Source organism: Anaerotignum neopropionicum (assembly GCF_001571775.1).
GTDB classification, from domain to species: domain Bacteria; phylum Bacillota; class Clostridia; order Lachnospirales; family Anaerotignaceae; genus Chakrabartyella; species Chakrabartyella neopropionicum.
The window spans coordinates 1-25278 of record NZ_LRVM01000014.1 but is presented as its reverse complement, the minus strand read 5'-3'; the positions used below and the strand labels follow the sequence as shown (position 1 = coordinate 25278).

The window sequence follows — 25278 nt, the reverse complement described above, 5'->3', positions numbered from 1 at the left end:
TCCCATTTTTTCTACATCCATTTTTCTACTGAGAAATATGACTCATCTCTGCAGCAGGATCTGCGTAGGTGTCGGTTACAAACAAGTAGTCATATAATGTAATAAACCACTTTAAGTCTATATTCCCTGTCAAATCCACATAATAACCCAAGGAAATATTTCTTACATCCGAAATCACCTTTTCCTCCACAGTTTCCTGATAGGTTTTATTGGCATCATCCAGCGCATCAATAAACTGAACATCCAACTCCATGTCCGGCGTACTTACAGCTTCATAATTTACCACATATCGGTGATATTTTTTCACCCTTTGGTTTCGTACGGTAACCTCTATTGCATGGCTGCTCCCGATTTTTTCCTGCATGGCCACGGATAGATTGACAGGCAAATCGTTGACAGCATAATCAAAATAATATATTGTTTCATTGCTCTTTTTTTCAATATCCGCCAGAAAAACATCTGTGGTCAAGGATGTGTCATTCTCCAAAAAATTACAGCAAATCTGATACCCCTCAAGAAGCCCTGTATTATTGGTATCATTTCCGTAGGCCCCATAGCTGTAATAATCCAAAACCCGGGTATTGGAAAAATATTTAATTACCGTTTGGCTGTCACTAAAAATAAAATCACCGCTTTCATCCTTCGTGCTCCAGTCCACAGAAAAATTTCGAAAAAAGCCTTTTACCGCATTTTCCATATCAACACGACTCAATACGCCATCTTTTTCAAATGCCGCAAACTCCCGTAAGCTGCAATAACGATAGGGCAACTGCGCCCACTGGGGCAAAAATAAATTTCGCCAAATGACAGAGGTTCCTGTTTTCTGCCCTGTGGAAATGTATGTCATTTCATCATCATTGGTCACCAGTTTATCATAAAAATCCGATGCGGACTGGCTTTTATTTGTGGTGTAGCATACACTTTCGTTGGTTTTTGAATTTACAAAATAAGCCTTGCTCTCCTCCCCCGGGCGTCTGGAAGGAAGGATTGTAATATAATCGAAGGAATCCATTTTGTCGCTATTTTTCGCTCGTTTGTATTGGCTTAAATATTCATCGGCCGATACCATAAAATCATACTGCATTACCATGCAGCGTTTCCCAAGAATTTCCTTCCAATCGGCAGTCAAAAAGTCCACTTGGTTATCCTTTTCCGATAAAATTTCATTTAAAACACCATTTGCCTCCTGCAAAAGACTGCTTGTCCCTATTTCATCGGGATAATATACGGAAAATGCACCTTTCCCCTCACCCACAGCATAGCGGGTCGCCAAAAGAACATCCCCATCCGCCTGTTTGCCAAAAAGAGATTCTCCATTTACCATCAAATTAAAAAAGTTATGACTTGATGTTCCTTCAAGCCATAACTCTCCTGTTTGATAAACCGCAGCTATGACCAAAGCAACAATGACAAAATTCGTGATTTTGTATAATTTCATTTGATCCCACCGCTTTTTCTCTAATTTTTATTTGAATTTTGGCAATAAGCCGGGTAAAGCAATCATGCTTTTTAATTCATCCTTCACTGCCTGAGGTTTTCTTTTCAATTCATAGATATACACCGCTTCGTCATAGTCGTCGCCGGAAACCATTATCTCAATATAATTTGTTCCCAGCTTCAAAGGAAGCGTCATACTAAAAATACCCAAAGAACCCACTTCGAAATCGTTACGATAATCCTCAAGCATGATTCCTTCCCCATCCCTGCGACAAATCGTTACTGTAATATCAGCAAAGGGTACGGTTTCTCCGTAAACCATACGAGAATCATCAAACGTAGCTTCCTGCCCTTCCTCATTCTCATTCAAGCCACTGGTAATTGATAACGGCACAGGATTATTTATCTCATCAGCAAAGGCGCACACGGGCGAAATAGAAAACAATAACACAATAAAAAACATTGTGAAACTCAAAATTCTCCGTTTCATTCCCGACCACCTCCATTCCATTGTACAAAATAATTATAGTTGCGTTATTATTATACAATAGAAATATTACATTCATGTTACAACGTGCTTACAGTTTTATAACAACTTTTTCCTATGCAAAATAAGCGGTTTTTTTGCAGGAAAAGGCTATTATACTTCTGTATAGGGTTGTGTCGTGAATTTTTTAGGAAACCACATGGTCATGGTTGTTCCCTTTCCATACTCGCTTTCTGCACTCAGCCTTCCTCCGTGGCCTTCCATGATTTCTTTTGCAATGGCAAGACCAAGGCCTGTGCCTCCCATGGCGCGACTTCTGGCTTTATCCACACGATAAAATCGCTCAAAAATACGGGGCAAATCTTCCCTTGCAATTCCCATACCCGTATCCTTCACGGAAATTTTATAATAGGTTTCATCCTCCGTGATGTAAATTTTAATTGAGGCCTGCTCCAGGCTATATTTCATAGCATTTGTAACAATATTATTCACAACCTGACCAAGACGATCTCGATCCGCATGAATAATTACCGGTTTCTCGTATGGTTCGAAGGTCAGCTCCTGTCGCTTAGCCTCTGCGTGAATTTTGTTTTGCTTTACGGTTAAAGCTAGAAAGTCATTCATTTCAATTGCACAAATGTCCAGACACACCTGCTTATTATCAAAGCGAGAAAGCTGAAGCAAATCTCGAACTAAAAATGCCATTCTGTCGGCTTCACTGTCAATAATGCCTAAAAATTCCATGGCAATTTCCTTGTCCTCCATTGCGCCGTCCATAAGGGTTTCCGTATAGCTTTTTACCGTTGTTAATGGCGTTCTAAGCTCATGGGAAACATTGGCCACAAATTCCTTGCGCATATCATCCAGCTTCTTTTGCTCCGTAATATCTTGCAAAACAACAATCACACCCTCTATTTGCCCTGCAGCATTGTAATATGGCGTAAAGGTTGCGTTGATAAAATGCTTATCCACAGGGAAGGCTACCTTTTGGGAAGGCTCACTGCCCATATCCAAATATACCCCCGAATTAATATCATACTTTCGAATAAAAGTAGAAAAATCCATTTCTATCTTATCTACCCCAAGCATTTCCGTTGCGGCAGTATTGGCTAGCATCAATTCCCCGTCTTTATTAAAAGAAATCACGCCGTCACTCATATTATGCAGCAAAATTTCCAAACGATTTTTTTCCTGGTAAATCTCCGACATGTTTTTGGTCAACTCAGACGCCATGTAATTAAAACTGCTGGTCAGCTGACCAATTTCATCAGAGCTGCGTACCTTTAAGCTTTGCTCAAAGTTGCCCTCCGCCATGCTTTTAGCGCCCTTTGTCAAGGCCAAAATAGGGCCTGTGAGCGTTTGTGCAAATACATACCCCATAATCACCGCCAAAAACAAGGAAATGGCAACAGCAATGATAATGGTTTTTGTTGTCTGATCCAAGCTTGAGCGCATATCCCCCGCATCCAAACGGGTGTAGATGATATATGACTCGTTGTCCCCCGTCCCTTCTATAGGCACGGCGTAGCTCATCCATTCCTTCAGCAGACCAAAGGAATCCGTACTCTTTTTCCCCGAAGAAAAGGATGAAATTCCGTTCATGGCGGCAATGATCGCCTGGTCTGAATAAACGGGATAAGGCTCTTGAAAAACGGAGGTGGATGCAATTGTATTGCCATTGGCATCCAAAATATTCCCTTCAATCCCCACCGCATTGGTAACCGCTCTGAGTAAGTTCTCTTGAAAATACTGGGAATCGTTATCCTCTATAACCTGCTCGTCAATTTTTTCTGCATATTGCTCCAGCTGCGTTCTGGATTTTTCCATCTCAATATTTCTAAGGCTCAGCAAAATATAAGAGCCACTGACAATCATCACAATCAGCACGAGCCCAAGATACATAATAATTAACTTCCATTTAATACTTCGCAAAGGCTCCAACCTCGTCTTCCTCAGCAATCAAAATAATAGCCTACGCCTCTTTTGGTTAAAATATATTCCGGCTTTCCCGGATCATCTTCCAATTTTTCCCGTAAACGACGAACCGTAACGTCTACCGTACGGACATCGCCAAAATATTCATAACCCCAAACCTTTTCCAAAAGAGTTTCTCTGGAAAAAACCTGTCCCTTTTGCTGGGTAAGAAATTTCAATAGCTCAAACTCTCTCAGGGTTAGCTCAAGAACACGATCGTCCTTGCGAACCTCATAGCGCTCCAAATTCACGTTCAGCCTGCCATATGCGCATCCGTCTGTTTCCGCTGCAACAGCTTCTTCTTGAACAACCTGACGGCGTAAATTCGCCTTCACTCTTGCCATCAGCTCCCGCACACCAAAAGGCTTAGTAACATAATCATCTGCACCTAATTCCAGTCCTAGTACCTTATCAACTTCTTCCGCACGCGCCGTAAGCATAATGATAGGTGTATTTTTCTTTTCACGAATTTTTTTACAAGCCTCATAGCCATCCATTTTGGGCATCATGATGTCCAGCAAAATCAAATCCGGATTTTCCTCCAGGGCAAGCTTTACGCCATCCACGCCATCGGCGGCTTTTAATATCTTGTAGCCTTCTTTTTTTAAATTAAACGCTATAATCTCAACAATATTCTTTTCATCATCCACAATAAGTATTTTTTTATCCATTTGTTGTCCCCCATTGCATAGGTCAGAATAAACTGTCTTTCTTCATTATACAAAAAATATTGGAAAAAGTACAGTTTTACATTTTTTCTCTCTATAATACAATTTAACATAAATACTTGCAAAAAATAAGTATACCGTGAAATGTTCCAGCCATTCCCTCTGTTTTCAAATCTCCCCGCAAGCCAAAATTTCACAGCAACTCTATTGTTCCATATCCTTTTTTGCCTTTTCGTATTCCTTCAATAAATGGAATAAAACACTTATATCAATGGGCTTTAAAATATGCTTCGTCATCCCTGCCGCCATGGATTCCCCAACATCCGAGGAATACGCATTGGCTGTCATCGCAATAATGGGAATGCTGTTTGCATCCTTATGATTCATTTTACGAATTTCTCTGGTTGCAGTAAAACCATTCATAATCGGCATTTGTATATCCATAAGTATGGCAAGATAATAGCCTTCTTGGGACTGTCGAAAAAGCTCCACGCACTCCTGTCCATTCCTTGCAACATCAACTGAAATATCACACATTTCCAATAGCGTTTTTGCAATTTCCACATTCATCTCGTTATCCTCAGCTAAAAGAACATTGGTATTTTCAAATTTTCCAAGGAGCCTTCTCCCCTCAGCGGCTGAATTCATATCTGCCTGTCCTTCTTGCATTTTTTTGTCTATGGGAGAAACGGCAGCTTCAAGCTTTCTTTTTAGAGGAAGCTCAACACGAAAAACACTTCCCTTGTCCTCTTCACTTTCAACAAAAATCTGACCGCCCATAAGCATCGCCAGATTTTGAGAAATTGCCAGGCCTAATCCTGTTCCGCCGGCATCCAGCCCACCCTTGCCCTGTTCAAAGGGAAGAAAAAGTTTTTTCAGAAAACTCTTTTGTATTCCTATTCCGTTGTCTTGAACTTCTATTTGGAGCAAGACTCGGCTTTCATCCAAAATTTCAACCGCAGCGATTAAGGATATTTTCCCCTTTGACGGTGTATATTTAAAGGCATTACTCAGCAAATTGATTAATATCTGGCTGATTCTAAGGGAATCTCCTTCAAAAATTCCTTCTTTTTCTCCTTTAATCTGCACCAAAAATTCCTGCTCCTTCATTTGTCCCTGGGTATAACCATAAACCACCGACTCATACAGCAATTCATGAATATCAAATTCCTTTATATTTAAAATTGTTTTCCCTCCTTCAATTTTACTCATATCCAAAATATCATTGATTAATGCCAGCAGATATTTGGAAGAAGTATTGATTTTTTTCAAGCAATCCTCCGCTTTTTCCTTGCATTCCAAGTTTGCCTGCGCAATGGCTGCCATGCCCATAATTGCATTCAGCGGCGTTCTGATATCGTGAGACATACGGGATAAAAATTCACCTTTTGCCGCGTTTGCCTGCTCCGCCAGCTTAAGTGCATCCTTAAGGGTGTTTTGGTGCTGGGCTTCTCGTGATTTTTGCTCATCAATATCCTTAAAGTAAACCATAACACGTGTGGAATCCGGTTCCCCCTCGATGAGCTGAACCTGAATACGATACCAGCGATAAACACCCATACTGCTTCGCACAGGAACCTCCAGCATAACCTCTTTTTTCCCATTATGAAATTCCTTCTCCAAAGAATATACAGAAAATTTCTTCCTTGCCGCTTCACGATACTCGTCATGAATTAAATTAAAGCAATCGGAGGTTAGAAAATGAAACACCTTTTTCTCTGTTGAACTAAACGTAATATAGTCCTTCGAATCCTTCCAAATAAAGGTTTTTCTGCTTTTTATATCCACTTCAATAATCAAATCGTATAATTGATTAACCACCTGAAGAAATCTTTGATTTGACATTCGGTGCTTCTTCTGCTCTGCCTGCAATTTTTTTTCTACGCGAATCTGCTCCTTTTTCATGGCATCAATGGAGCGTAATGTACCTATAATCTTCTTTACTCTCCCATTCTCAACTATGGCGTTTCCTTGACAGAAAATCCATTCTTTTTGCTTATGCTGATTCACATAAACCTCTATTTCCGCCCCTGTGCTTTCACCATGCAATATTTTTACTATCAATTCAGCAGTTTCCGCAGGAAAATAAGACAGCTCCTTTATATTTTTTATAAAATCCCGAATTTTCAGTGTGCCAACCCCGTCCCTTCGGGTACCATGATATACCAAAAAATCTTCCTTGGCGTAATATTCGAAAAATCCTACCGCCATATCTTCTACCGCCAAACGATATCGCTCTCTTTCTTGCATTAACTGTGCCTGAACTTCCTTGATTGTGGTAATATTGAGCAATATCAGCAAATATACTGGCCATCCCATCTGGTGCCCAACCAATTTCCCCTCACATTGCACCCAAATGAGTTTGCCTTCCTTGTTGCACACACGGCATTCAAAGGTAATTGGCTGTCCCATCTTTCCCTTTTCTTTGATTTCTGTTATTACATACTCTCTGTCTTCCGATAAAACATTATCCCCCACTTGAAAATTTCCATCCGTTTCATAAAAAAATTCATAAAATGTTTTACTGGCTTCCATTAACACAATTTCATCGCCTATCCTTATTTTTAATACATACCCAGGCAAGCTGTCAAAAAGAGCCTCTTGCTCCAAAAGCAGCTGCTGTGCAACATCGTTTTCCTTTTCAACTTCTTTCCACAGCATCATTGCGATCACATCCGAGGTATCCGTATTTTCCGGAAACACCACGTTACCTCTGACCCAGCGATATGCTCCTGTTTCATCCTGAAGCAGGAAATCACTGCTAATTCTTCTTTTTCCCATTGCATAGTCCTGCAATAGCCGTTCCTTACCATAAATCCCCTTGATCTCTCCATCGTAAATGGGATGTACCCTTTGATTGAGAGATTCTGTCAATTCATCATAGGTTTTTCCAGAAAAAATCACCCTTTTGCTGCAAAAATTTGGTAGTATGTTTTGATATTCATTTTGGGTTAAATTTACCATGCAGCTATATAAATAGCCTTCTGACAGTATTACATCTATATATTCAAAAAGAATAAAAAGCTTTGTCCCATCCTTCCCGCAGATAATAGGCGTAAGCATAACAGCAAAAGCCGGCACATTTTCCACGCCCCATAGTATATTTGTTGCCGCCATTCTTATCATTCTCTTGGTAGTATCATCAAATATTGTTGTTACATAATTCCCTTTATGGTTTGTATTTTCTTCCATCCATTGGGCAGACTGATTTGCCCATAAATCTTTAAATTTTATACCTGTTTCATTCGCCTCTTGTTTTTTTGCCTCATTGTTGCAAAATAATATTTCTTGAGTATCCTGACAAACCACAAATACCGCCACTTCTCTTATGGCATTTAACAATCGTTCCAGATTTTCTTTTTCTACTGAAGCCATTTTGGATACCCCTCTCAACTTATTTTGAAACGTTTTTCCTTTCATTGATTTAAGTATAATTTCTTATCTCTTTTATTGTCAATCCTTTAAAGAAAGCTTTCTTTTCATTCTTCTTGTGCTTCGCCCTGCCACGCCAATTCGGCAAAAGAAATTTTCTTATTCTGACGGCTTTACAGCAACTTTGATGCAGAGAGCTTATAAATTTGCACCAAAAAAGGGTATCCACCTTCTCGACACCCTTTTCCCTTAATAAAACCCCATTTTTCCCTATTTTACTTGAAAAGCCGCTTCCTCAATGGAGTGTGCTTTATTTAGATGATTGGAATTCTTTTCCTCTAAATTCTTGTTCGCCCCCGCTAGCATCAGCTTAATGCGGTTTAGCTGATTGATTTCACTTGCCCCCGGATCATAGTCAATGGCAACCACATTAGACAAAGGATACTGCTTGCGCAGCTCTTTGATTACCCCTTTGCCCACAACATGGTTGGGCAAACACCCAAAGGGTTGGGTGCAAACAATATTCGCAACTCCGGTATGTATCAGCTCAATCATTTCCGCCGTTAAGAACCAGCCCTCTCCCGTTTGATTACACAGGGAAACCACCTTTTCAGCATACTTGCCCAGCTCTCGTATATCCTGGGGACAATCAAAACGACGGCTCTTTTTTAATGCTGTTAGCATAGGCTTTTGATATAGCTCAATCATTTTGGCTACCATATCTGCCATAATTCTGCTTTTTTTGGAACCGCCCAAGTATTTTTCCTTTTGCGTCGCATTATAGCAAGAATATAGGCCAAATGTAAGTAAATCAGGCACAACCGCCTCTGCGCCTTCTCTTTCCAAAAGGTTTACTAAGTCATTATTTGCAGTTGGGTGGAATTTTACCAAAATTTCACCCACCACACCTACTTTTGGCTTTTCTATATCAAGTAACGCAAGCTCGTCAAACGCTCGTATAATTCCTCGAATATTTTCCGCATATGTATGAAAATTCCCTATTACAACATCTTTTTTCACCTTTTCGTTCCATTTTTCATAAAGGGCATTGGCAGAGCCTTTTACTTTTTCATAAGGACGTGTTCGATACAATACCCGCATAAACACATCGCCATATACCAACGCCTGCAACGCCTTATTTATCAAGCTTAAGCTGATTTTGAATCCCGGGTTTTTTTCCAACCCTACAGGGTTTAAGGAAATAACAGGAATATTTGGCATTCCCGCATTTGCCAGTGCTTTACGAATAAAAGAAATATAATTGGTTGCCCTACAGCCGCCGCCTGTTTGAGAAATCAAAAGAGCGGTGCGATTTAAATCGTATTTTCCAGAAAACAAGCCGTTCATCAGCTGACCAATGGTAATTAACGCCGGGTAACAGGCATCATTATTAACATATTTCAAGCCTGTGTCAATAGCACTTCTGTCCATGGCCTCCATAATCTCCAGATGATAGCCGCATGCACCCATGGCTGGCTGCAAAATATTAAAATGTATGGGTGACATCTGAGGACAAAGAATGGTATACTTTTCCCGCATTTCCTTTGTAAACAGTACCCTATGCAAGCTTGCATCACCCTCCCTAAGGGTAACGCCCTTTTCCCTTCTGTCCTCCAAGGCTGCAATGAGGGAGCGAATACGGATACGTGCTGCGCCAAGGTTGTTTACCTCGTCAATCTTAAGCACCGTATATATTTTCCCCGAAGCCGTTAAAATTGCCCTTACCTCATCCGTGGTAACCGCATCCAACCCGCAGCCAAAAGAATTCAGTTGAACATACTCTAGGTTTTCCTGGGTGGTTGCAAATGCAGCAGCTTCATACAGCCTGGAATGATAGGTCCATTGATCTCTGACTACGGTAGGCCGTTTTGCCTTGCCAAGATGGGCAACGCTATCCTCCGTCAAAACTGCAATATTGTAGCCTGCAATCAATTCCGGAATTCCGTGGTTGATTTCCGGATCCGCATGATAGGGCCGTCCGCCCAAAACAATTCCCGTCATCCCCTTTTCTTTGAGGTAACGCAAGGTTTCTTCACCCTTTGCATGCATATCCCGACGGAAGGCGGACCATTCGTTCCAGCCGCAGAAAACAGCTTCCTTGACTTCCTTTTTACTGCAGCCCAAAGGCTCAAATTCCTCTGTCATACGTTTCAAAACGGTTTCTATTTTGTCCATGGCAAGGAAAGGGTTCATAAAACGCACACCCTTTTCCTGTAGTTCTTCCACGTTATTTTTTATATTTTCGTTGTAAGAGGCCACAATGGGGCAGTTATAGTTATTATCCGCCGCAATGCTGTCTCTTCTTTCGTAAACAACGCCCGGATAGAAAATCATATCCACGCCCTGCTCAATCAAATACATAATATGTCCATGTACCAGCTTGGCGGGATAGCATACGGATTCACTAGGGATGGATTCCATGCCCTTTTCAAAGATTGCCTTTGAGGAATTGGGAGAAAGTACCACACGGTACCCCAGCTTTGTAAAGAAGGTGTACCAAAAAGGATAGTCCTCCCACATATTCAAAACTCGTGGAATGCCCACCGTACCTCTCCTTGCCTCCTGTAGTGATAACGGCTCATAATCGAATAATCTATGGCATTTATATTCAAACAGATTGGGTGCCGGATTTTTGATTTTTTCCTTTCCCAGCCCTCTTTCACAGCGATTTCCCGTGATAAAGCGTCTGCCCCCGCTAAACATATTTATCGTCAAAAGGCAGTGATTTGTACAGCCCTGACATCTTGCCATGGTAGAGTGCACCTCCAGGGCATTCATTTCTTCTCGGCTGATTAATGTGGTTTTAAAGCCTGCTTCGTATTTATCCCTGGCAATGAGCCCTGCACCAAAGGCGCCCATAATACCCGCAATATCGGGACGAACTGCCCGCCTGCCGCTGATCATTTCAAAGCTTTTTAAAACTGCATCATTATAAAAGGTTCCTCCCTGAACAACCATGGATTTCCCCATGGATTGAGGATCAGCAATTTTAATTACCTTTAACAACGCATTTTTAATGACAGAATAAGCCAATCCCGCTGAAATATCCGAAACATCGGCACCTTCTTTTTGTGCTTGCTTGACACGGGAGTTCATAAACACCGTACAGCGAGAGCCTAAATCAATGGGATGCTTGGCAAAAAGGGCAATTTTTGCAAAATCAGCCACATTATAATTCAAGGATTTGGCAAAGGTTTCAATAAAGGAACCGCAACCCGAGGAGCAAGCCTCGTTTAGTAAAACACTGTCTATCACATTATCCTTTATGCGGATGCATTTCATATCCTGCCCGCCAATATCCAAAATAAAATCCACATCAGGGCGGAAAAATTGCGCCGCTTTATAGTGTGCCACCGTTTCAATATACCCCAAATCGATCATCAAGGCCTCTTTTAACAGCCCCTCCCCATATCCCGTTACGCAGGAACTGCGAATCACTACATCCTCCGGCATTAAATCATACATTTCGTTCAAGCTTTTTGTTACAACACCCAAGGGGTTTCCTTCGTTGCCTGCATAAAAGGAGTAGAGCAAACTTCCATCCTCCCCAACCAGCGCAACCTTTGTTGTGGTGGAGCCTGCGTCAATGCCCAAAAATGCATCACCATGATATGTAGTAATTGCCGTTCTTCTTACCCTATTGCGGTCATGTCTGTTTTTAAACTGCTGATATTCCTTTTCATCGCAAAACAGCGGTTCCATACGACCAACTTCCGCTGTCAACTCACCTTTCTCCCTTAATTTTTTCAAAAGCGTAGAAAAATAAAAGGTTCCTTCTGCCTTGCAGGAAACAGCCGTGCCAAAGGCCGCAAACAAATGGGAGTTCTCAGGAATAATTGCCGTTTCCTTTGTCAGCTTTAAGGTTTCCATAAATCTCACTCTCAATTCCGAGAGAAAATGCAGTGGACCGCCCAAAAAAGCAACGTGACCCCGAATGGGCTTTCCGCAGGCAAGCCCCGCTATGGTCTGGTTTACTACGGCTTGAAAAATAGAAGCCGCCAAATCCTCTCTTTTTGCGCCTTCATTAATCAAGGGCTGAATATCCGTTTTTGCAAAAACACCGCAACGAGAAGCAATGGGGTAAATTACCGTATGCCCCTTTGCCAATTCATTCAAGCCTTCGGCGTCCGTCTGCAAAAGGCTTGCCATTTGATCTATAAAAGAGCCAGTTCCCCCGGCGCAAACGCCGTTCATTCTCTGCTCAACATTACCATTGTCAAAATATATTATTTTTGCATCCTCTCCGCCAAGTTCAATGGCTACATCCGTTAATGGTGCCGTTGTTTCCAGAGCCTTTGCTGTGGCAACAACCTCTTGGATAAATTCCACACCAATACTATTTGCAAGAGAAACACCGCCGCTTCCTGTAATCATAACGGAAAAAACAGCCTCGCCCAGGGTTTGACCTGCTTCCTCTATAATATCCATGACTGTTTTTTTGATTTCTGAATAATGCCTGCGATAGCAGGAAAAAACCATCTCCGATTTTTGGTTTACCAAAACAACCTTCACGGTTGTGGAGCCGATATCTATACCCATTTTGTATGTATGCTCCAGCTTTTCCCCAAAACAATTCACTTGCAAAACCCCCCTCAATATACTTCTACCATCAATCCGGCTAACCGATAGTCTTTCATATATTTTTTCATTATCTTCTCTATATAAACCTTGTTTCAGTCAAAATTTTCCATGCGTCGTTGCAAGACCATAATTTCATGGCTTTTACATCCCTAAATATCATTTTATCGTTTCATCGTTGTTTTTTTAACATAATTTAATTATATGCTTATTCAAAGCAAATACAATAACCCAAGCCGCTAAAATCCTGTTAAGGTTTTCTCTTTGCCTTTATTTCACGGATTTTTTACAGCGAAAAAGGCTATTCCCTTGTAACGGAAATAACCTTTTTATTAATCTAAACCTATAATTTCTTCAATTTTTTCTAACTGATGGGCAATAATTTGATTGGGGGTGCGAATACAGATTAGGTTCACTTTATTCATTCCAATCAATTCACCCTCAATAATTTTCTTTTGAATTGTGACTATCTTAATTCGCATACCTCGGGTAAATTCTTTTCCATGAAAAGTAAGGTTTTGTATGGGAAACAGTTCCTTACATTTTTCATAAACATCTGCCATATCCATGTTTCGCACTTTAAACCCAGGCTCCTGTTCCCTCGTCCCAAACAACCCTTGCAGAAACCGTATCCCAGCAAAAATCACATATGCAATGCACGCAGCAAGAAATACATCTCGCAAGCTTAGTGCTAAAAAACCGTTAAGCATCCTCAAACGCCCCTTTCTAGTTATCTATCTATGTTTCTTCCTACAATTTATTCATTCATTTTGTAATCCTTATAGATGTCTCGTTTTGAAACGCCCCTGTCCTTCGCCACTTGCTTCATCGCATCTTTTTCATTGAAGCCCTGCTGCAAATATTTTTGCATATGCTCCCCCACTGAAATTTCCGCCCAGCTTGCCTGCGCCTCTTTCTTTTGCACTTCCAAAGAAAGTCCTGCAATCACCAGAACAAATTCACCCTTGGGTGGATTTTCCGTAAAATATTTTCTTTGATTTCCCACGGAGTCCCGCCGAACCTCCTCAAACTTTTTGGTTAATTCTCGAACAGCGGCACTTTCACGTTCAGCGCCGAACAATCCTTCCAACTCTTCCAATGTATCGAGTAAGCGATGGGGCGCTTCATAAAAAATCATAGTGCGGTGTTCTCTCTCCAAGGTCTGCAAAACCATGCGGCGTTCTTTTTTGTCCGCCGGCAAAAAGCCCTCAAATACAAACCTTCTGGTATTTAACCCAGAAAGCACTAAGGCAACCACCGCTGCCGAAGCGCCGGGGGCAACGGTAACCGGAACCCCCGCTTCATAGCAAAGCTTTACCAAATCCGCCCCAGGGTCAGAAATTCCAGGCATTCCTGCATCCGTAACCAAGGCAATGCTTTCTCCTGCCAAAAGCTTCTCTATCAAAAATGGCCCTTTTCCCATTTTATTATGCTCGTGATAGCTTGTCATCGGCGTTTTTATTTCAAAACGATTCAACAGCTTCAGCGTGTTTCTCGTGTCTTCTGCAGCAATCACATCAACGCTTTCCAAAAGCTTTAATGTTCTAAGGGTAATATCTTCCAAATTACCAATGGGCGTTGCGCAAAGATATAATGTTCCTGCCATATCCTGCATCATGCCTGCCCCTCTCCGTAATATATATCGTATGCTTCTTGGGTATATTTTCCTGCTTCACTGTAAATAATCAGCGGCGGCTCCACCTTTATCATAGGATTTCCGCCTTTCACCCCTTCCACTAACACCATGGTAGGCGCTTTATCTTGAAAAGGATGCACAAATCGCACTCTTTTCGGTTCCAGCTTATACTGGCGCATGAGCACCATAATATCCGTAAGGCGGTGGGGGCGATGTATCATATAAAACCTGCCGCCCCTTTGCAAAACCTTTTCCGCCCCTAAAATCACATCCTCCAGGGAGCAAAGCACCTCGTGCCTGGCAATTGCCTTTGCATCGAAGGAGTTGACAAGCCCGCCCCCCTCATTCATATATGGGGGGTTAGAGGTGACAACATCAAAAGGGTGCTTAGGGAAAATACTGCCCACCTCTTTTATGTCACCATGATGGATCGTGATTTTCCCCTCCAGTTCATTTAACGCCACACTTCTTCTGGCCATTTCTACGCTTTCTTCCTGTATTTCAAGGCCTGCAAAATGGGTTCCCTCTGTTTTTGCCGCAAGCAAAATAGGAATAATGCCTGTGCCTGTTCCCAAATCCAAAACACATTCTCCCTTTTTTACTCTGGCAAAGCCGCTTAATAAAACCGCATCTACGCCAAAACAAAACCGCTTTGGATCTTGAATAATTTTATATCCATTGCGATGCAAATCGTCTACCCGTTCAAATTCATTAATTTCAATATCAGTCCTCATATGCCTTTAAATCCTCAGGAATGGGTTCTTGTTTCTTCTTTTTCTTCGACTTGATTACCTTAATTTCATCTGCATTGTAAAATGCAATTGTGGGTGGATCGTTTTCTTTCTTTCTCACAACAGCCTTTACCTGCTGAAGCAAAACATTGGTGGAAAGAATTTCTCCTGTTCCGTCAGGTGTGGAAATAATATCTCCAGCCTTGGGCATCTTGCTGTTTAACTCCTCATAAACGTCCTCTTCATATTTTAAGCAGCACATCAATCTTCCGCAGATACCGCTAATTTTAGTTGGATTGAGAGAAAGACTTTGTTCCTTGGCCATTTTAATGGATACCGGCTGAAAATCCCCCAAAAAGGTGGCACAGCACAGGGTTCTTCCGCAAATACCAATGCCATTGAGCATTTTTGCCTCATCTCTGACACCAATCTGGCGCAATTCAATACGGGTTCGAAAAGTTGCCGCTAACTCCTTTACCAGCTCTCTAAAATCAACTCTGCCATCAGAGGTAAAATAGAAAATCAGCTTATTGCGATCAAATGTCATCTCCACTTCAATCAGCTTCATATCTAAGCCCAAACGAGCAATATACCCAAGGCAAATCTGGAAAGCCTCAGCTTCCTTCTTTTCGTTGTTTTCCACCGTACGGGCATCATCCTTTGTGGCCTTGCGCAAAACCTTCTTCAAAGGAGGCACAATGCTTTCCTCCGGCACAAAGGTATTTTCCTTAATTACCAGCCCATATTCCACCCCACGGGCTGTTTCCACGATGGCAAAATCCTCTTTTTCCAGCTGAAAGCCATCTGGGTCAAAGTAATACATTTTCCCTGCTTTTTTAAATCGAATTCCTACCACTTCAGTCATTAGGTTCCATTCTCCTTTAGCTCTATCAGCATAACCTCCAAGGTCAGCCGAAAATTTCCGTTTTGAATCAAACGTTCTTTTGCCTTTACCACCGCTGCCGCCTTTTTTGCCAATACTTCCCCAGACTCATTTGCGGTGGCAAATATCAATTCTTTTTTATCCTTTTGGACAATAAAACGCTCCTGACGCAATGCTTTTACTGCCAACAAATCCCGATACCATAAGCCAATAATATCCAAAAAGCGGTAATCGTTTTTATAGCCGTCCCATTCCTTTGCCAAAAGCAAGGCCTCTGCCAGGCTCATAGAAGGCAAGCGGCTCATTTGTCCCAGAATGTTCTCTCGCATTTGGCGAAAGGTTTCATCCTCAATTAATTCCAAGGCATGACCAATTCGGCCCTGTCCATAGGCCGCATAAAAAACCGCCTCTTCCTGGGATGCCAAGCCTTTTTGTATTAAATACCTGCTAATTTCCTCCTCGGAAAGAGGGCTGATTTTTAATGTAACCGTTCTGGATAGAATGGTTGGCAAAAAAGCATCCGCCGTTTCTGCCAAAAGCAAAAAAACAGCATATTGGGGCGGCTCCTCCAGGGTTTTTAGTAACGCATTTTGCGCCTGTACCGTCATAGTATGGGCTTGATGAAGAATATATATTTTTTTATCGTAATGATAGGGCTTAATATCCACCGTTTCCAATATTTGCCCGCGAATTTCATCTACCCCCAGCGTCTTTTTCGGAGATGTCACATGGATCACATCAGGATGGTTCCCACTGTCAAACACCCGACAGCTCTCGCAAATTCCACAAGGCTCGTCTTGATCGCAACTGCATAGAAGGTACTTCGCAAAGGTATTTGCAATCATCCGTTTGCCTGCCCCCGCACTGCCTATAAACAAATACGCATGGGAGGTTTTTTGTTTTTTTACTGCCATACGCAAATGGCGGAGTAGGCGCTGATTGCCCCAAATTTCCTGAAAGGTATACAAAGCACCTTCTCCTTTCGTATATGTGATTTCCTTATAAAAATACAAGTTCTCGGGACTCTGTCCCGAAGCAAGCAGCAGCAAGTTCTCGGGACTCTGTCCCGAAGCAAGCAACAGCAAGTTCTCGGGACTCTGTCCCGAACCCTGCAAGCCCTTGGAAAAGGCTTGAGCGAAACTTTATTTGCAAAAATATGCATTTTTGCTCTGTGCCAACTATCTATTTTATGTCTCTAAAAATGAAATTCTGTTTATAACTCATACGGCTTATGTGTTTAAAACTTCTTAAACTGATCAACATCCACCACAAACACCGTTGCACCGCCGATATTTACCTCAATCGGCGCCAAAATAAACCCGTGCATTGCACCGCAAGAAGATGGCAGCGTTGCATATTGGGTGCGGGATTTACTGTTTTCTTCAATAATCCCCATTACCTCTTGAACCCGTTCTTCTTCAACACCGGTTAAGAGCGTCGTGTTTCCTGCCCGTAAAAAGCCACCTTTTGTTGCCAGTCTTGTTACTTGAAAACCCTCTTTGTTCAACTTGGAGATCACTTCTCCTGCATCCTCGTCTTGAATAATGGCAATAATGAGCTTCATAGATATCCCTCCTGTCTTGTTTAAAAGCCAAACAATCTGTCCAGTCCCGCCTGTATTTCGACAAAAACAGTTTCTATATCTTGACTTGCATCAATTTTGCAGATGCGCTGTTCCTGTGTTTCACACAATGCTTTGTAGCCCATATAAACTTTTTGATGGAATTCCTGCTTCTCCAGCTCCAGCCGATCCATCTTATGATTTACTTCCGCTTTTTTTCTGCCGATTCCCGCTTCGGGGGAAAGCTCCAAATAAAACGTAATATCCGGCGAAAGCCCGCCTGTTGCAATGCGGTTTACCTCTGCCACCATATCCCCCATTGCACGGCCAAAGCCCTGATAGGCAATGCTGGAATCCGTAAAACGGTCTGTCAAAACATGCTTTCCTTGTTTCAAATTGGGGAGAACAAACTCCTCCACATGCTGGGCTCTAGCGGCAGCATATAAAAGCATTTCCGTTTTCGCCGCCATGGCTTTATTAGAGGGATCCAGCAATAATTCCCGAATTTTTTCAGAAATCATTGTGCCCCCCGGCTCCCTGGTCAGAAGGACTTCCTGCTTCTTTTTTTTCAGATATTCCTCTATTTTTCTAATTTGTGTGGATTTGCCGCTGCCATCGCTGCCCTCCACCGAAATAAAAAATCCCCTCATTGGTCACCTCAAAAACAATTTCCATTCATTTTCAGCCAATAACAGCTTTCTTCGAAGACAGAAAAAGTTAAACTCCCTGTGTGGTTTATCGTATGCCATCCCTTCAAACGAACGGCTATCTTAAATAGAAATCGTGATTCACACACAAAATTCTATTGTTTTTTTATTATATCACAAAACCCTATTATTGCCTATTTTTTTTGTATCCATAAACAAATGTAACTTATTCCTTATTCAATATTACAGTTGTTTTTTTAAAATGCCGTATTACAAATAATTTTACTCAAAAATTCTTTTTTATATGAGGCATACTTTCTTTAAAATTTACGTTTTACAAGTTTTTACACCGTTCTTTATACTTTCCCTTAAAACTCCAATGAAAAAAGGAGCATGTCCATTTTTACAGACACTCGCTCCTTTTTTATTGTCATTTTATTTCCCGTTTTTTATCTTTGATACTTCTTTATAATGCGAATATCATCTCCGAAAAACTTCATTTGCTCAAATTCACCAAGAAATCTTGATGTTACACGCTCGGAATATAGATTCATCAGCTCCGTTGGCCCTAGGTTTGTGGAAATCACAACCGCCTTTTTCGCCAGCTGTCTATCATTTACGATGCGAAAAAGCTCCGACGCCGTAAATATTGTAGAAAACTCCGTCCCCAAATCGTCAATGATCAAAAGCTCTGCATCAAGGAGCTCCTGGTCCCATTCCTTGGATTCCTCTTCGTCATCGCTCTTATGAAATCTTTGCTCCTCCAGCCTTCGAAACAACTGTCCTGCAGTAAGATATAAAACCGTATGACCTCTTTCCAATAAATCCTTGGCAATGCAGTTGCACAGGAATGTTTTTCCAAGGCCTGTCCCTCCGTAAATCAAAAGGTTTGCGCCATTCCCAAAATCCTCAACGAATGCTAAAGCCCTGCGATACAGCTTTTCCGCGTTGACCTTTGGCGAAATTCCCTCTTCCTTGGACTGTGCCGCGCTATACAGCGAAAAATTAAAGTTATCAAAATTTTCAACCTGAAGCATATCCCGCACATTCGACTGATCATACAGCTTATCCATCAGACGTCTTTTCATGCAAAGACATTGCTCCGTTCCAATATAACCGGTATCCTGACATTTTGGGCAGGCATATTCCATCTCCAAAAGCTTCGGCGACAAATAATTGGCTTCTAAAATTTTCAAACGCTCTTGCTCCAAAATTTTCTGTTCCCTTTTCAGCTGCTCCAAAACATCCTTTGGATCTGCTAGCCCTTGCAACACCAATCGGGCGGTTTTCGTACCTAAAAGAGCCAGTTCCCGTTCAATGTCCGCCAAACGAGGCAGTTTTTCGTAAACTGCAGTCCTTCTTTCTCGCAATTCCGCTGCCTTTTGCGTGCGCAAGCCATCATATTCCCGCAAAATCTCACGGAAAATTTGCGTTCTTGTTGCCAATATTTCCACCTCCTCTTACCACTTATCTCTCTCTTCTCGCTGGAGCTTTTCCAATGTGTCAAAATCCCATTGTCTTTGGGTATAATTGATAAAACGATTTTGTTTTGGTGCCTTCGCCGCAACCTTCGGCTCATTACTTTTCACCGTTTTTTTTGCTGTAAATGCACGATCCAGTGCTTCAACATCCGCCGTATTTTTCACCCCGGCATTTTCCCATCTTTTTAAAATGCTGTCGGCATAGGGAAAACTCACCTTTCCTGTCTGCATTACCGTTCTTTCGCAAGCCATTTTTATCACATCCAGGGGTAATTCATATTCCTTCAGCCATTTTTTCATATAGGCCTCTTCTCCATCCACAGGCATTCTTCCGCTCTGGCCAAAAGCTCGCATAATCCCACGAAAGCCTGTTTTTCGCATCTCTATGTATTGCGCCGCCTTCTCCACGGAATCAATGCCCTCTTCCGCCCAAGCAATGGCCACCTTTTCCACATAGCGCATTCCCTTGAATCCGTCACTTACGCAATAGGAAAGCAAAACCTCGATAAGGTCAGGGGAAAACCCAAGCCAGTCATAAAAACCAAAAATCATGCTGATATCCTGCTGGGTTAAGGGCTTGCCCAATTTTCGTTGGGCAGTTTGCAGCAGTGTTTTCATATCCTGATGCTTCATATATTCAGAAAGCTCCTCCATGCTGTATTCGGGCTTTTGCGCAACAGCAATTGGGGTTTGGGCTGCAGCACTAGTCTTTGCCCCTTCTCGCTCCTGCCAGTACTGCCAAGCACGAATGACATCACTCTCCAGTATATTCAGCTTTTGCGCAACCATCCCCGCATCGGCATCCTCCAAAGCTTTCGTCATCAGGTAGACAGAAACATACATGGGCGGCGCCAAAGGCAATTCTTTTTCAATAAATTCACTTGATATACAAATTTCTCCAGCCACTTGTATTCTCCTTTCCACCCTAATATTTTCGCAACTTTAAGTATACCATGTCTTTCGGGCTAAGAAAAGACTGCCACCGACGAAATCGTCCTTGGACAGTCTTTTTTTATTTGCTCTTGTGCTTCACATGCACATTAAAATAATAAATAATAAAGCTTAACAAAATTACCGTTAGCAATACAACCACAATCGTTCTGGAATCCTTAAAGGATATAAAAATAGCCAAGCACCCCAAGCAAAAGCTGATTGCATACAAAATCAGCACCGCTTGTTTTTGAGAAAATCCTCGGTCAATCAGCCGATGGTGCAAATGTCCCCGATCGGGCTGCATAATGGGTTGATGCTTCGCCATTCTGCGCAGCATGGCAAACACTGTATCAAATACAGGCAAGCCTAAACACAGAACACTCACACTGACCGCCAAAAGCGCATAGCCTTTAAATACCCCAAGAATACTGGTTACCGCCAGCACAAATCCAAGAAAGGTAGAACCGGTGTCTCCCATGAAAATTTCCGCCGGATTAAAATTTCTGGGCAAAAAGCCAAGGCAGGCACCAGCAAGGGCAGCCGTTAAAACCACCGCCGTATTACTTCCTGTCATGATACAAAGTACCATCAGGCTTAAGGCAGCAATAGAGGAAACCCCCGCAGCCAAGCCATCTAACCCATCAATCAGATTCACCGCATTGGTTACGCCCACAATCCAAATGAGGGTAATGGGAACGCTGAATTTTTGCAAAGCCGCAGTCACAGGCCATAGCACAACATTGATTCGGGTTCCCGAAAAAATTACAATAAACGCCGCCACAATCTGCACACAAAACTTCAGCTTTGCAGGCAAATTTTTTATGTCGTCTAATACGCCTAAGCCGGCAATCAGCAGTGCACCTGTAAGAAACCCGACAAATTGCTTTGTGCTCATGCTTCTGTCGAAATAAAACATCATTAAAACCGTAATGGTAAAGCCCAACACAATAGCTACCCCGCCCATTCTGGGCATAGGTTTTTTATGCACACCTCTGTCTTTTGGATAATCAATGGCTTTGCATTTTATGGAAACCCATTTTGCAAAGGGCGTTGTTACCAGGGTAATGGCAAAAGCACTGGCAAACCCTGCGATATATAATAACCAATTATGCTGCATCTAAAATCCTCTCCTAACAGTTGGGAGATGCTCCCGATAAAAGGAAAATAGGGAAGGTAATAGGATACTGCTGATATCCTCCCAGCTTGAAGACAAAGTCAAAATCTTGAGGACTTTGACCTCAAACACCCACAAGGGCTTGGTCATCACTTTTGCTTTGCAAAAGCCAGCTTCGCTGTCTGCCCTATCTTGGGCAGTGAGTGGTCATCACTTTTGCTTTGCAAAAGCCAGCTTCGCTGTCTGCCCTATCTTGGGCAGTGAGTGGTCATCACTTTTGCTTTGCAAAGCTGCCCTTTGGACAGGTGACACTTCTTTGCCACTGCATCCTTGACCCACCTGAAACCACATAAAATCAGGGTTCCATAAAAGTTTTTGGCCTTGCCTTTTTCAAAAAGCAAGCGGGTTTGGGCAAAGCCCAAGGTTTGTCTACGCTCTGATAGGATACAGCTTGTATCCCCCATAATTTCCCCATCACACTCTATTTGCAGTTTATTTTGTTCCAAAAATTCTGTCGCCGGCATCACCTAAGCCGGGAACGATGTACCCATGATCGTTAAGCTTGCCGTCGTAAGCTGCGGCATAAATATCTACATCAGGATGCATTTCCTGAATTCTTTTTACACCGTCAGGCGCTGCAAGAATGCAAAGCATAATAATGTTTTTTACCCCTTTGTCTTTCAAGAAACCAATGGCAGCTTCCGCTGTACCGCCTGTTGCAAGCATTGGATCTGTTAAGAAAACAATTCTTTCTTCCACATCGCAAGGCAGCTTACAGTAGTATTCCACAGGATTCAAGGTTTCAGGGTCACGATATAACCCGATATGTCCGATTTTTGCATTGGGCATCAGGTTCAAAAGCCCGTCAGTCATGCCAATTCCCGCTCTCAAAATAGGTACAATCGCAATCTTCGCATCAATGGTGCGGCACTGCGCCATAGCCACAGGTGTTTCCACTTCAATATCCGTCAAAGGCAGATCTCTGGTTGCTTCGTAGCACAAAAGCATTGCCACCTCTCCGATAATCTCTCGAAACTCCTTTGAACCTGTTTCTTTGTTTCTAAGCATTGCCATTTTGCTCTGAATCATGGGGTGTTCAGATACGAACAGTTTACTCATCATCGTTCCTTCTTTCTCATCAGTCTTTTCAGTCTTTTCAGTCTTTTCAGTCTTTTCAGTCTTCAATTTGGTTGATTCTTCTTATATGACGTTCATCATTGGAAAATGGTGTTTCCAAAAAAGCCTTCACAATTTCCAAAGCCAAGCCAGGGCCTGTAACACGGGCACCCATGGCAAGAATATTCGCATTATTATGCTCTCTTGTTGCTTTCGCAGAAAAAACATCTCCGCAAAGAGCGGCACGAATTCCCTTAATCTTATTGGCTGCAATAGAAATACCGATTCCTGTTCCGCAAATTAAAATCCCCTGCTCGCACTCGCCACTCGTAACCCCATGGGCAACCAGCTTTGCAAACTTTGGATAGTCCACGGATTCCTCCGAAAACGTTCCAAAGTTTTTATACGGAATATTTTGCTCGTCCAAATATTTAATTACCTCTGCCATCAACGGAAAACCGCCATGATCACAACCTAAAGCTAACATAATAAACTCTCCTTATTGTTGTTTTTCTTTTCTTAATTGGCATTAATTTGGTGATAGCCCGCCGCTTTATTCAAGCGGTTCATAATTGCCAAGCCTTCGCCCTCCTCGGAAAATACCTCAGAATAAACCGTATCCACCCCAAGAAAATCAAACTTACGCAGGTGTCGAAACAGATTTGCGCCAATTTCCTCGAGCTTCTCTCTGTTTCCCAAGGATAAAACCACATCCGCCTGATACTGCTCCTTAGTTTCCTCCGTGGCCAAAACGCCGGTTTTTTTGCCCTGGGCTTTATCTGCCGCACATAACTCATTCACCTTGTATATAACAGCTTTCCCATCTCCTCGAACCAAGGTAACCTTTGCCACAGGAGAATAATGTGTATATTTCATCCCTGGGGCTTTCGGGCGCAAGTCAACAGAAGGCTTTGATAAGATGGCCGGATCAATCAAAACCTGATCCACCACAGCCTCCATCATTTCCTTTGTAATTGCCCCGGGGCGCAAAATAACAGGAACATCACCGGATACATCCACAATGGTGGATTCCAAGCCCCATTCCGCCGCACCGCCGTCCACAATCATATCTATCTTACCGGATAAATCAAATTCCACATGAGATGCCCTTGTAGGGCTGGGTTTCCCCGAGGAATTTGCACTGGGCCCCGCAATCGGCAAGCCCGAGGCACGAATCAACGCCATTGCCACAGGATGAGAGGGAAAACGCACCGCCACCGTATCCAAGCCGCCTGTTGCAGCCATAGGGACAATATCCGATTTGGGAAAAATCATGGTAAGGGGGCCGGGCCAAAAGGCATCCATCAGCTTTTGCGCCGCCAGGGGGATTTCCCGCACAATGGGACGCAACTCACTGATTTGGGAAATATGCAAAATCAAGGGGTTGTCCGACGGACGCCCCTTGGCAATATAAATTTTCTTACAAGCTTCACTGTTCAGCCCATTTCCACCCAAGCCATACACCGTTTCCGTAGGAAAAGCCACAAGCCCGCCTTCCTTTAAAACACGTGCCGCTTCCTCCACAAGATCAGATTCGGGATTCTCTGTGCTGATTTTTATAAGCCTTGTTTCCATTTTACAGGTTTAGACCGCAGCATTTTTTATATTTTTTACCGCTGCCGCAAGGGCAAGGATCGTTGCGTCCGATTTTTTCGCCTTTGATAATTGTACGGGAATTCTTTTGTTCCAGCATGAATTTCTTACGAGTTTCCCCGTCAAAAATTCCATCCCACTGAGATAACGAATAAAGATGCTCTGCTTTATACTCAACCATTTTTTTAAATAGCTTTTCAAAATCAATTTGCAAGGAAATTTGAGATTCTTCCGTCAATTCTTCCATTTCATATTTTTCAGGTAAAACTTCGTTAATACCATCCACAAAGGCAACAATTTCTTCTGTTGTCATTTTAAAACGAGCTGCAAGCTCCGTCACTGTGCCTTCCACAGAATTCACTTTTTCGCCAAGAATATATTCGTAGATTCGTTGTTCCTTGGGCAAATAACTATCCCAAATTTCATCCACGCTTTTTCCTTCTTTAGAAAAAGCCTTTTCCATCCAGTTTTCATATAAACTCATTGATTTTCTCTCCTTTATTTTCGGGTCTATCGGAAAACACCTCAAAAAAATACTCCTTTTTGCACCACAAAAAAGATTCTTTCTTTCAAAGCATTTATCTTGTTGCAGAATTCTCCACTATTTGAAATGATAATATAATTCTTCGCCGATTGCAACAAAAAATCAAAATTACCTTAAGAAACCGCAAAAATAGGGAGCCGATTTAACGCTCCCTTCAGACTGAATACAAACCTTGGGCGTTGCCCACTCACTGCCAAGATAGGGCAGACAGCGACACTGGCTTTTGCGTAGCAAAAGTGATGACCACTCACTGCCCAAGACAGGGCAGACAGCAAGCTGGCTTTTGCGTAGCAAAAGTGATGACCACTCACTGCCCAAGACAGGGCAGACAGCAAGCTGGCTTTTGCGTAGCAAAAGTGATGACCACTCACTGCCAAAGACAGGGCAGACAGCAAGCTGGCTTTTGCGTAGCAAAAGTGATGACCACTCACTGCCCAAGACAGGGCAGACAGCAAGCTGGCTTTTGCGTAGCAAAAGTGATGACCACTCACTGCCCAAGACAGGGCAGACAGCAAGCTGGCTT

General features: G+C 42.5%; 22 protein-coding genes. 1 reads left to right on the top strand and 21 read right to left on the bottom strand.

Features of this window, described 5'->3' with window-relative positions; translation table 11 throughout:
- Nucleotides 1-25 precede the first annotated feature (25 nt).
- The 21 genes from CLNEO_RS14160 to CLNEO_RS14060 form a co-directional block, all read right to left on the bottom strand.
- Entirely contained in the window at nucleotides 26-1438 is a 1413-nt protein-coding gene (locus tag CLNEO_RS14160) for a hypothetical protein (RefSeq protein WP_066090566.1), read from the bottom strand.
- A 27-nt stretch (nucleotides 1439-1465) separates the two neighbouring features.
- A complete protein-coding gene (locus CLNEO_RS14155) occupies nucleotides 1466-1927 on the bottom strand; it encodes a hypothetical protein (RefSeq protein WP_066090563.1) in 462 nt (153 codons plus the stop codon).
- Nucleotides 1928-2077: 150 nt separating this feature from the next.
- Nucleotides 2078-3826 (bottom strand): ATP-binding protein, encoded by a 1749-nt coding sequence (locus CLNEO_RS14150; RefSeq protein ID WP_066090664.1) that lies wholly within the window; start codon nucleotides 3824-3826, stop codon nucleotides 2078-2080.
- A gap of 50 nt (nucleotides 3827-3876) precedes the next feature.
- Nucleotides 3877-4569 carry a response regulator gene (locus CLNEO_RS14145; RefSeq protein ID WP_066090560.1) on the bottom strand — a complete coding sequence of 231 codons (693 nt, stop codon included), beginning with the start codon at nucleotides 4567-4569 and terminating at the stop codon, nucleotides 3877-3879.
- Nucleotides 4570-4770: 201 nt separating this feature from the next.
- The gene (locus CLNEO_RS14140; protein ID WP_066090557.1) at nucleotides 4771-7941 is read right to left on the bottom strand and encodes a PAS domain-containing hybrid sensor histidine kinase/response regulator; all 3171 of its coding nucleotides are present in this window, start codon (nucleotides 7939-7941) and stop codon (nucleotides 4771-4773) included.
- 267 nt (nucleotides 7942-8208) lie between these two features.
- Nucleotides 8209-12477, bottom strand: a complete 4269-nt coding sequence (locus CLNEO_RS14135) for an acyl-CoA dehydratase activase-related protein (protein WP_066090661.1) — start codon at nucleotides 12475-12477, stop codon at nucleotides 8209-8211.
- Between the two features lie 371 nt (nucleotides 12478-12848).
- A complete protein-coding gene (locus tag CLNEO_RS14130) occupies nucleotides 12849-13226 on the bottom strand; it encodes a hypothetical protein (RefSeq protein ID WP_066090554.1) in 378 nt (125 codons plus the stop codon).
- Nucleotides 13227-13273: 47 nt separating this feature from the next.
- On the bottom strand, nucleotides 13274-14122 hold the full coding sequence (gene rsmI, locus CLNEO_RS14125; protein WP_066090658.1) for a 16S rRNA (cytidine(1402)-2'-O)-methyltransferase: 849 nt from the start codon (nucleotides 14120-14122) through the stop codon (nucleotides 13274-13276).
- Nucleotides 14123-14130: 8 nt separating this feature from the next.
- Nucleotides 14131-14886 (bottom strand): tRNA1(Val) (adenine(37)-N6)-methyltransferase, encoded by a 756-nt coding sequence (locus CLNEO_RS14120; RefSeq protein WP_066090551.1) that lies wholly within the window; start codon nucleotides 14884-14886, stop codon nucleotides 14131-14133.
- Nucleotides 14876-15748 carry a PSP1 domain-containing protein gene (locus tag CLNEO_RS14115; RefSeq protein ID WP_066090548.1) on the bottom strand — a complete coding sequence of 291 codons (873 nt, stop codon included), beginning with the start codon at nucleotides 15746-15748 and terminating at the stop codon, nucleotides 14876-14878. The genes CLNEO_RS14120 and CLNEO_RS14115 overlap by 11 nt, the downstream gene beginning before the upstream one ends.
- Nucleotides 15748-16734, bottom strand: a complete 987-nt coding sequence (gene holB / locus CLNEO_RS14110; RefSeq protein WP_162266484.1) for a DNA polymerase III subunit delta' — start codon at nucleotides 16732-16734, stop codon at nucleotides 15748-15750. The genes CLNEO_RS14115 and holB overlap by 1 nt, the downstream gene beginning before the upstream one ends.
- A 269-nt stretch (nucleotides 16735-17003) precedes the next feature.
- Entirely contained in the window at nucleotides 17004-17330 is a 327-nt protein-coding gene (locus CLNEO_RS14105; RefSeq protein WP_066090545.1) for a cyclic-di-AMP receptor, read from the bottom strand.
- A gap of 20 nt (nucleotides 17331-17350) precedes the next feature.
- Nucleotides 17351-17977, bottom strand: a complete 627-nt coding sequence (tmk, locus tag CLNEO_RS14100; protein WP_066090542.1) for a dTMP kinase — start codon at nucleotides 17975-17977, stop codon at nucleotides 17351-17353.
- A 446-nt stretch (nucleotides 17978-18423) separates the two neighbouring features.
- Complete coding sequence (locus CLNEO_RS14095) at nucleotides 18424-19419, bottom strand: ATP-binding protein (RefSeq protein ID WP_066090539.1); 996 nt, start codon at nucleotides 19417-19419, stop codon at nucleotides 18424-18426.
- Nucleotides 19420-19434: 15 nt separating this feature from the next.
- Nucleotides 19435-20361, bottom strand: coding sequence for a DnaD domain protein (locus CLNEO_RS14090; RefSeq protein WP_066090536.1), 927 nt, complete (start codon nucleotides 20359-20361; stop codon nucleotides 19435-19437).
- 106 nt (nucleotides 20362-20467) lie between these two features.
- The gene (locus CLNEO_RS14085; RefSeq protein WP_066090533.1) at nucleotides 20468-21505 is read right to left on the bottom strand and encodes a glycosyltransferase family 4 protein; all 1038 of its coding nucleotides are present in this window, start codon (nucleotides 21503-21505) and stop codon (nucleotides 20468-20470) included.
- A gap of 207 nt (nucleotides 21506-21712) precedes the next feature.
- Entirely contained in the window at nucleotides 21713-21853 is a 141-nt protein-coding gene (locus tag CLNEO_RS15990) for a hypothetical protein (protein ID WP_157723601.1), read from the bottom strand.
- Between the two features lie 141 nt (nucleotides 21854-21994).
- Complete coding sequence (upp, locus tag CLNEO_RS14075; RefSeq protein WP_066090527.1) at nucleotides 21995-22621, bottom strand: uracil phosphoribosyltransferase; 627 nt, start codon at nucleotides 22619-22621, stop codon at nucleotides 21995-21997.
- 55 nt (nucleotides 22622-22676) lie between these two features.
- Nucleotides 22677-23105 (bottom strand): ribose 5-phosphate isomerase B, encoded by a 429-nt coding sequence (gene rpiB, locus CLNEO_RS14070; protein WP_066090524.1) that lies wholly within the window; start codon nucleotides 23103-23105, stop codon nucleotides 22677-22679.
- Nucleotides 23106-23137: 32 nt separating this feature from the next.
- Complete coding sequence (locus CLNEO_RS14065; RefSeq protein WP_066090521.1) at nucleotides 23138-24193, bottom strand: L-threonylcarbamoyladenylate synthase; 1056 nt, start codon at nucleotides 24191-24193, stop codon at nucleotides 23138-23140.
- Between the two features lies 1 nt (nucleotide 24194).
- Nucleotides 24195-24695 (bottom strand): SEC-C metal-binding domain-containing protein, encoded by a 501-nt coding sequence (locus CLNEO_RS14060; RefSeq protein WP_066090517.1) that lies wholly within the window; start codon nucleotides 24693-24695, stop codon nucleotides 24195-24197.
- A gap of 283 nt (nucleotides 24696-24978) precedes the next feature.
- On the opposite strand from CLNEO_RS14060, the gene CLNEO_RS15985 reads away from it, so the two are divergent.
- The coding region (locus CLNEO_RS15985; RefSeq protein WP_201032945.1) for a hypothetical protein at nucleotides 24979-25278 on the top strand (300 nt) is incomplete at its 3' end.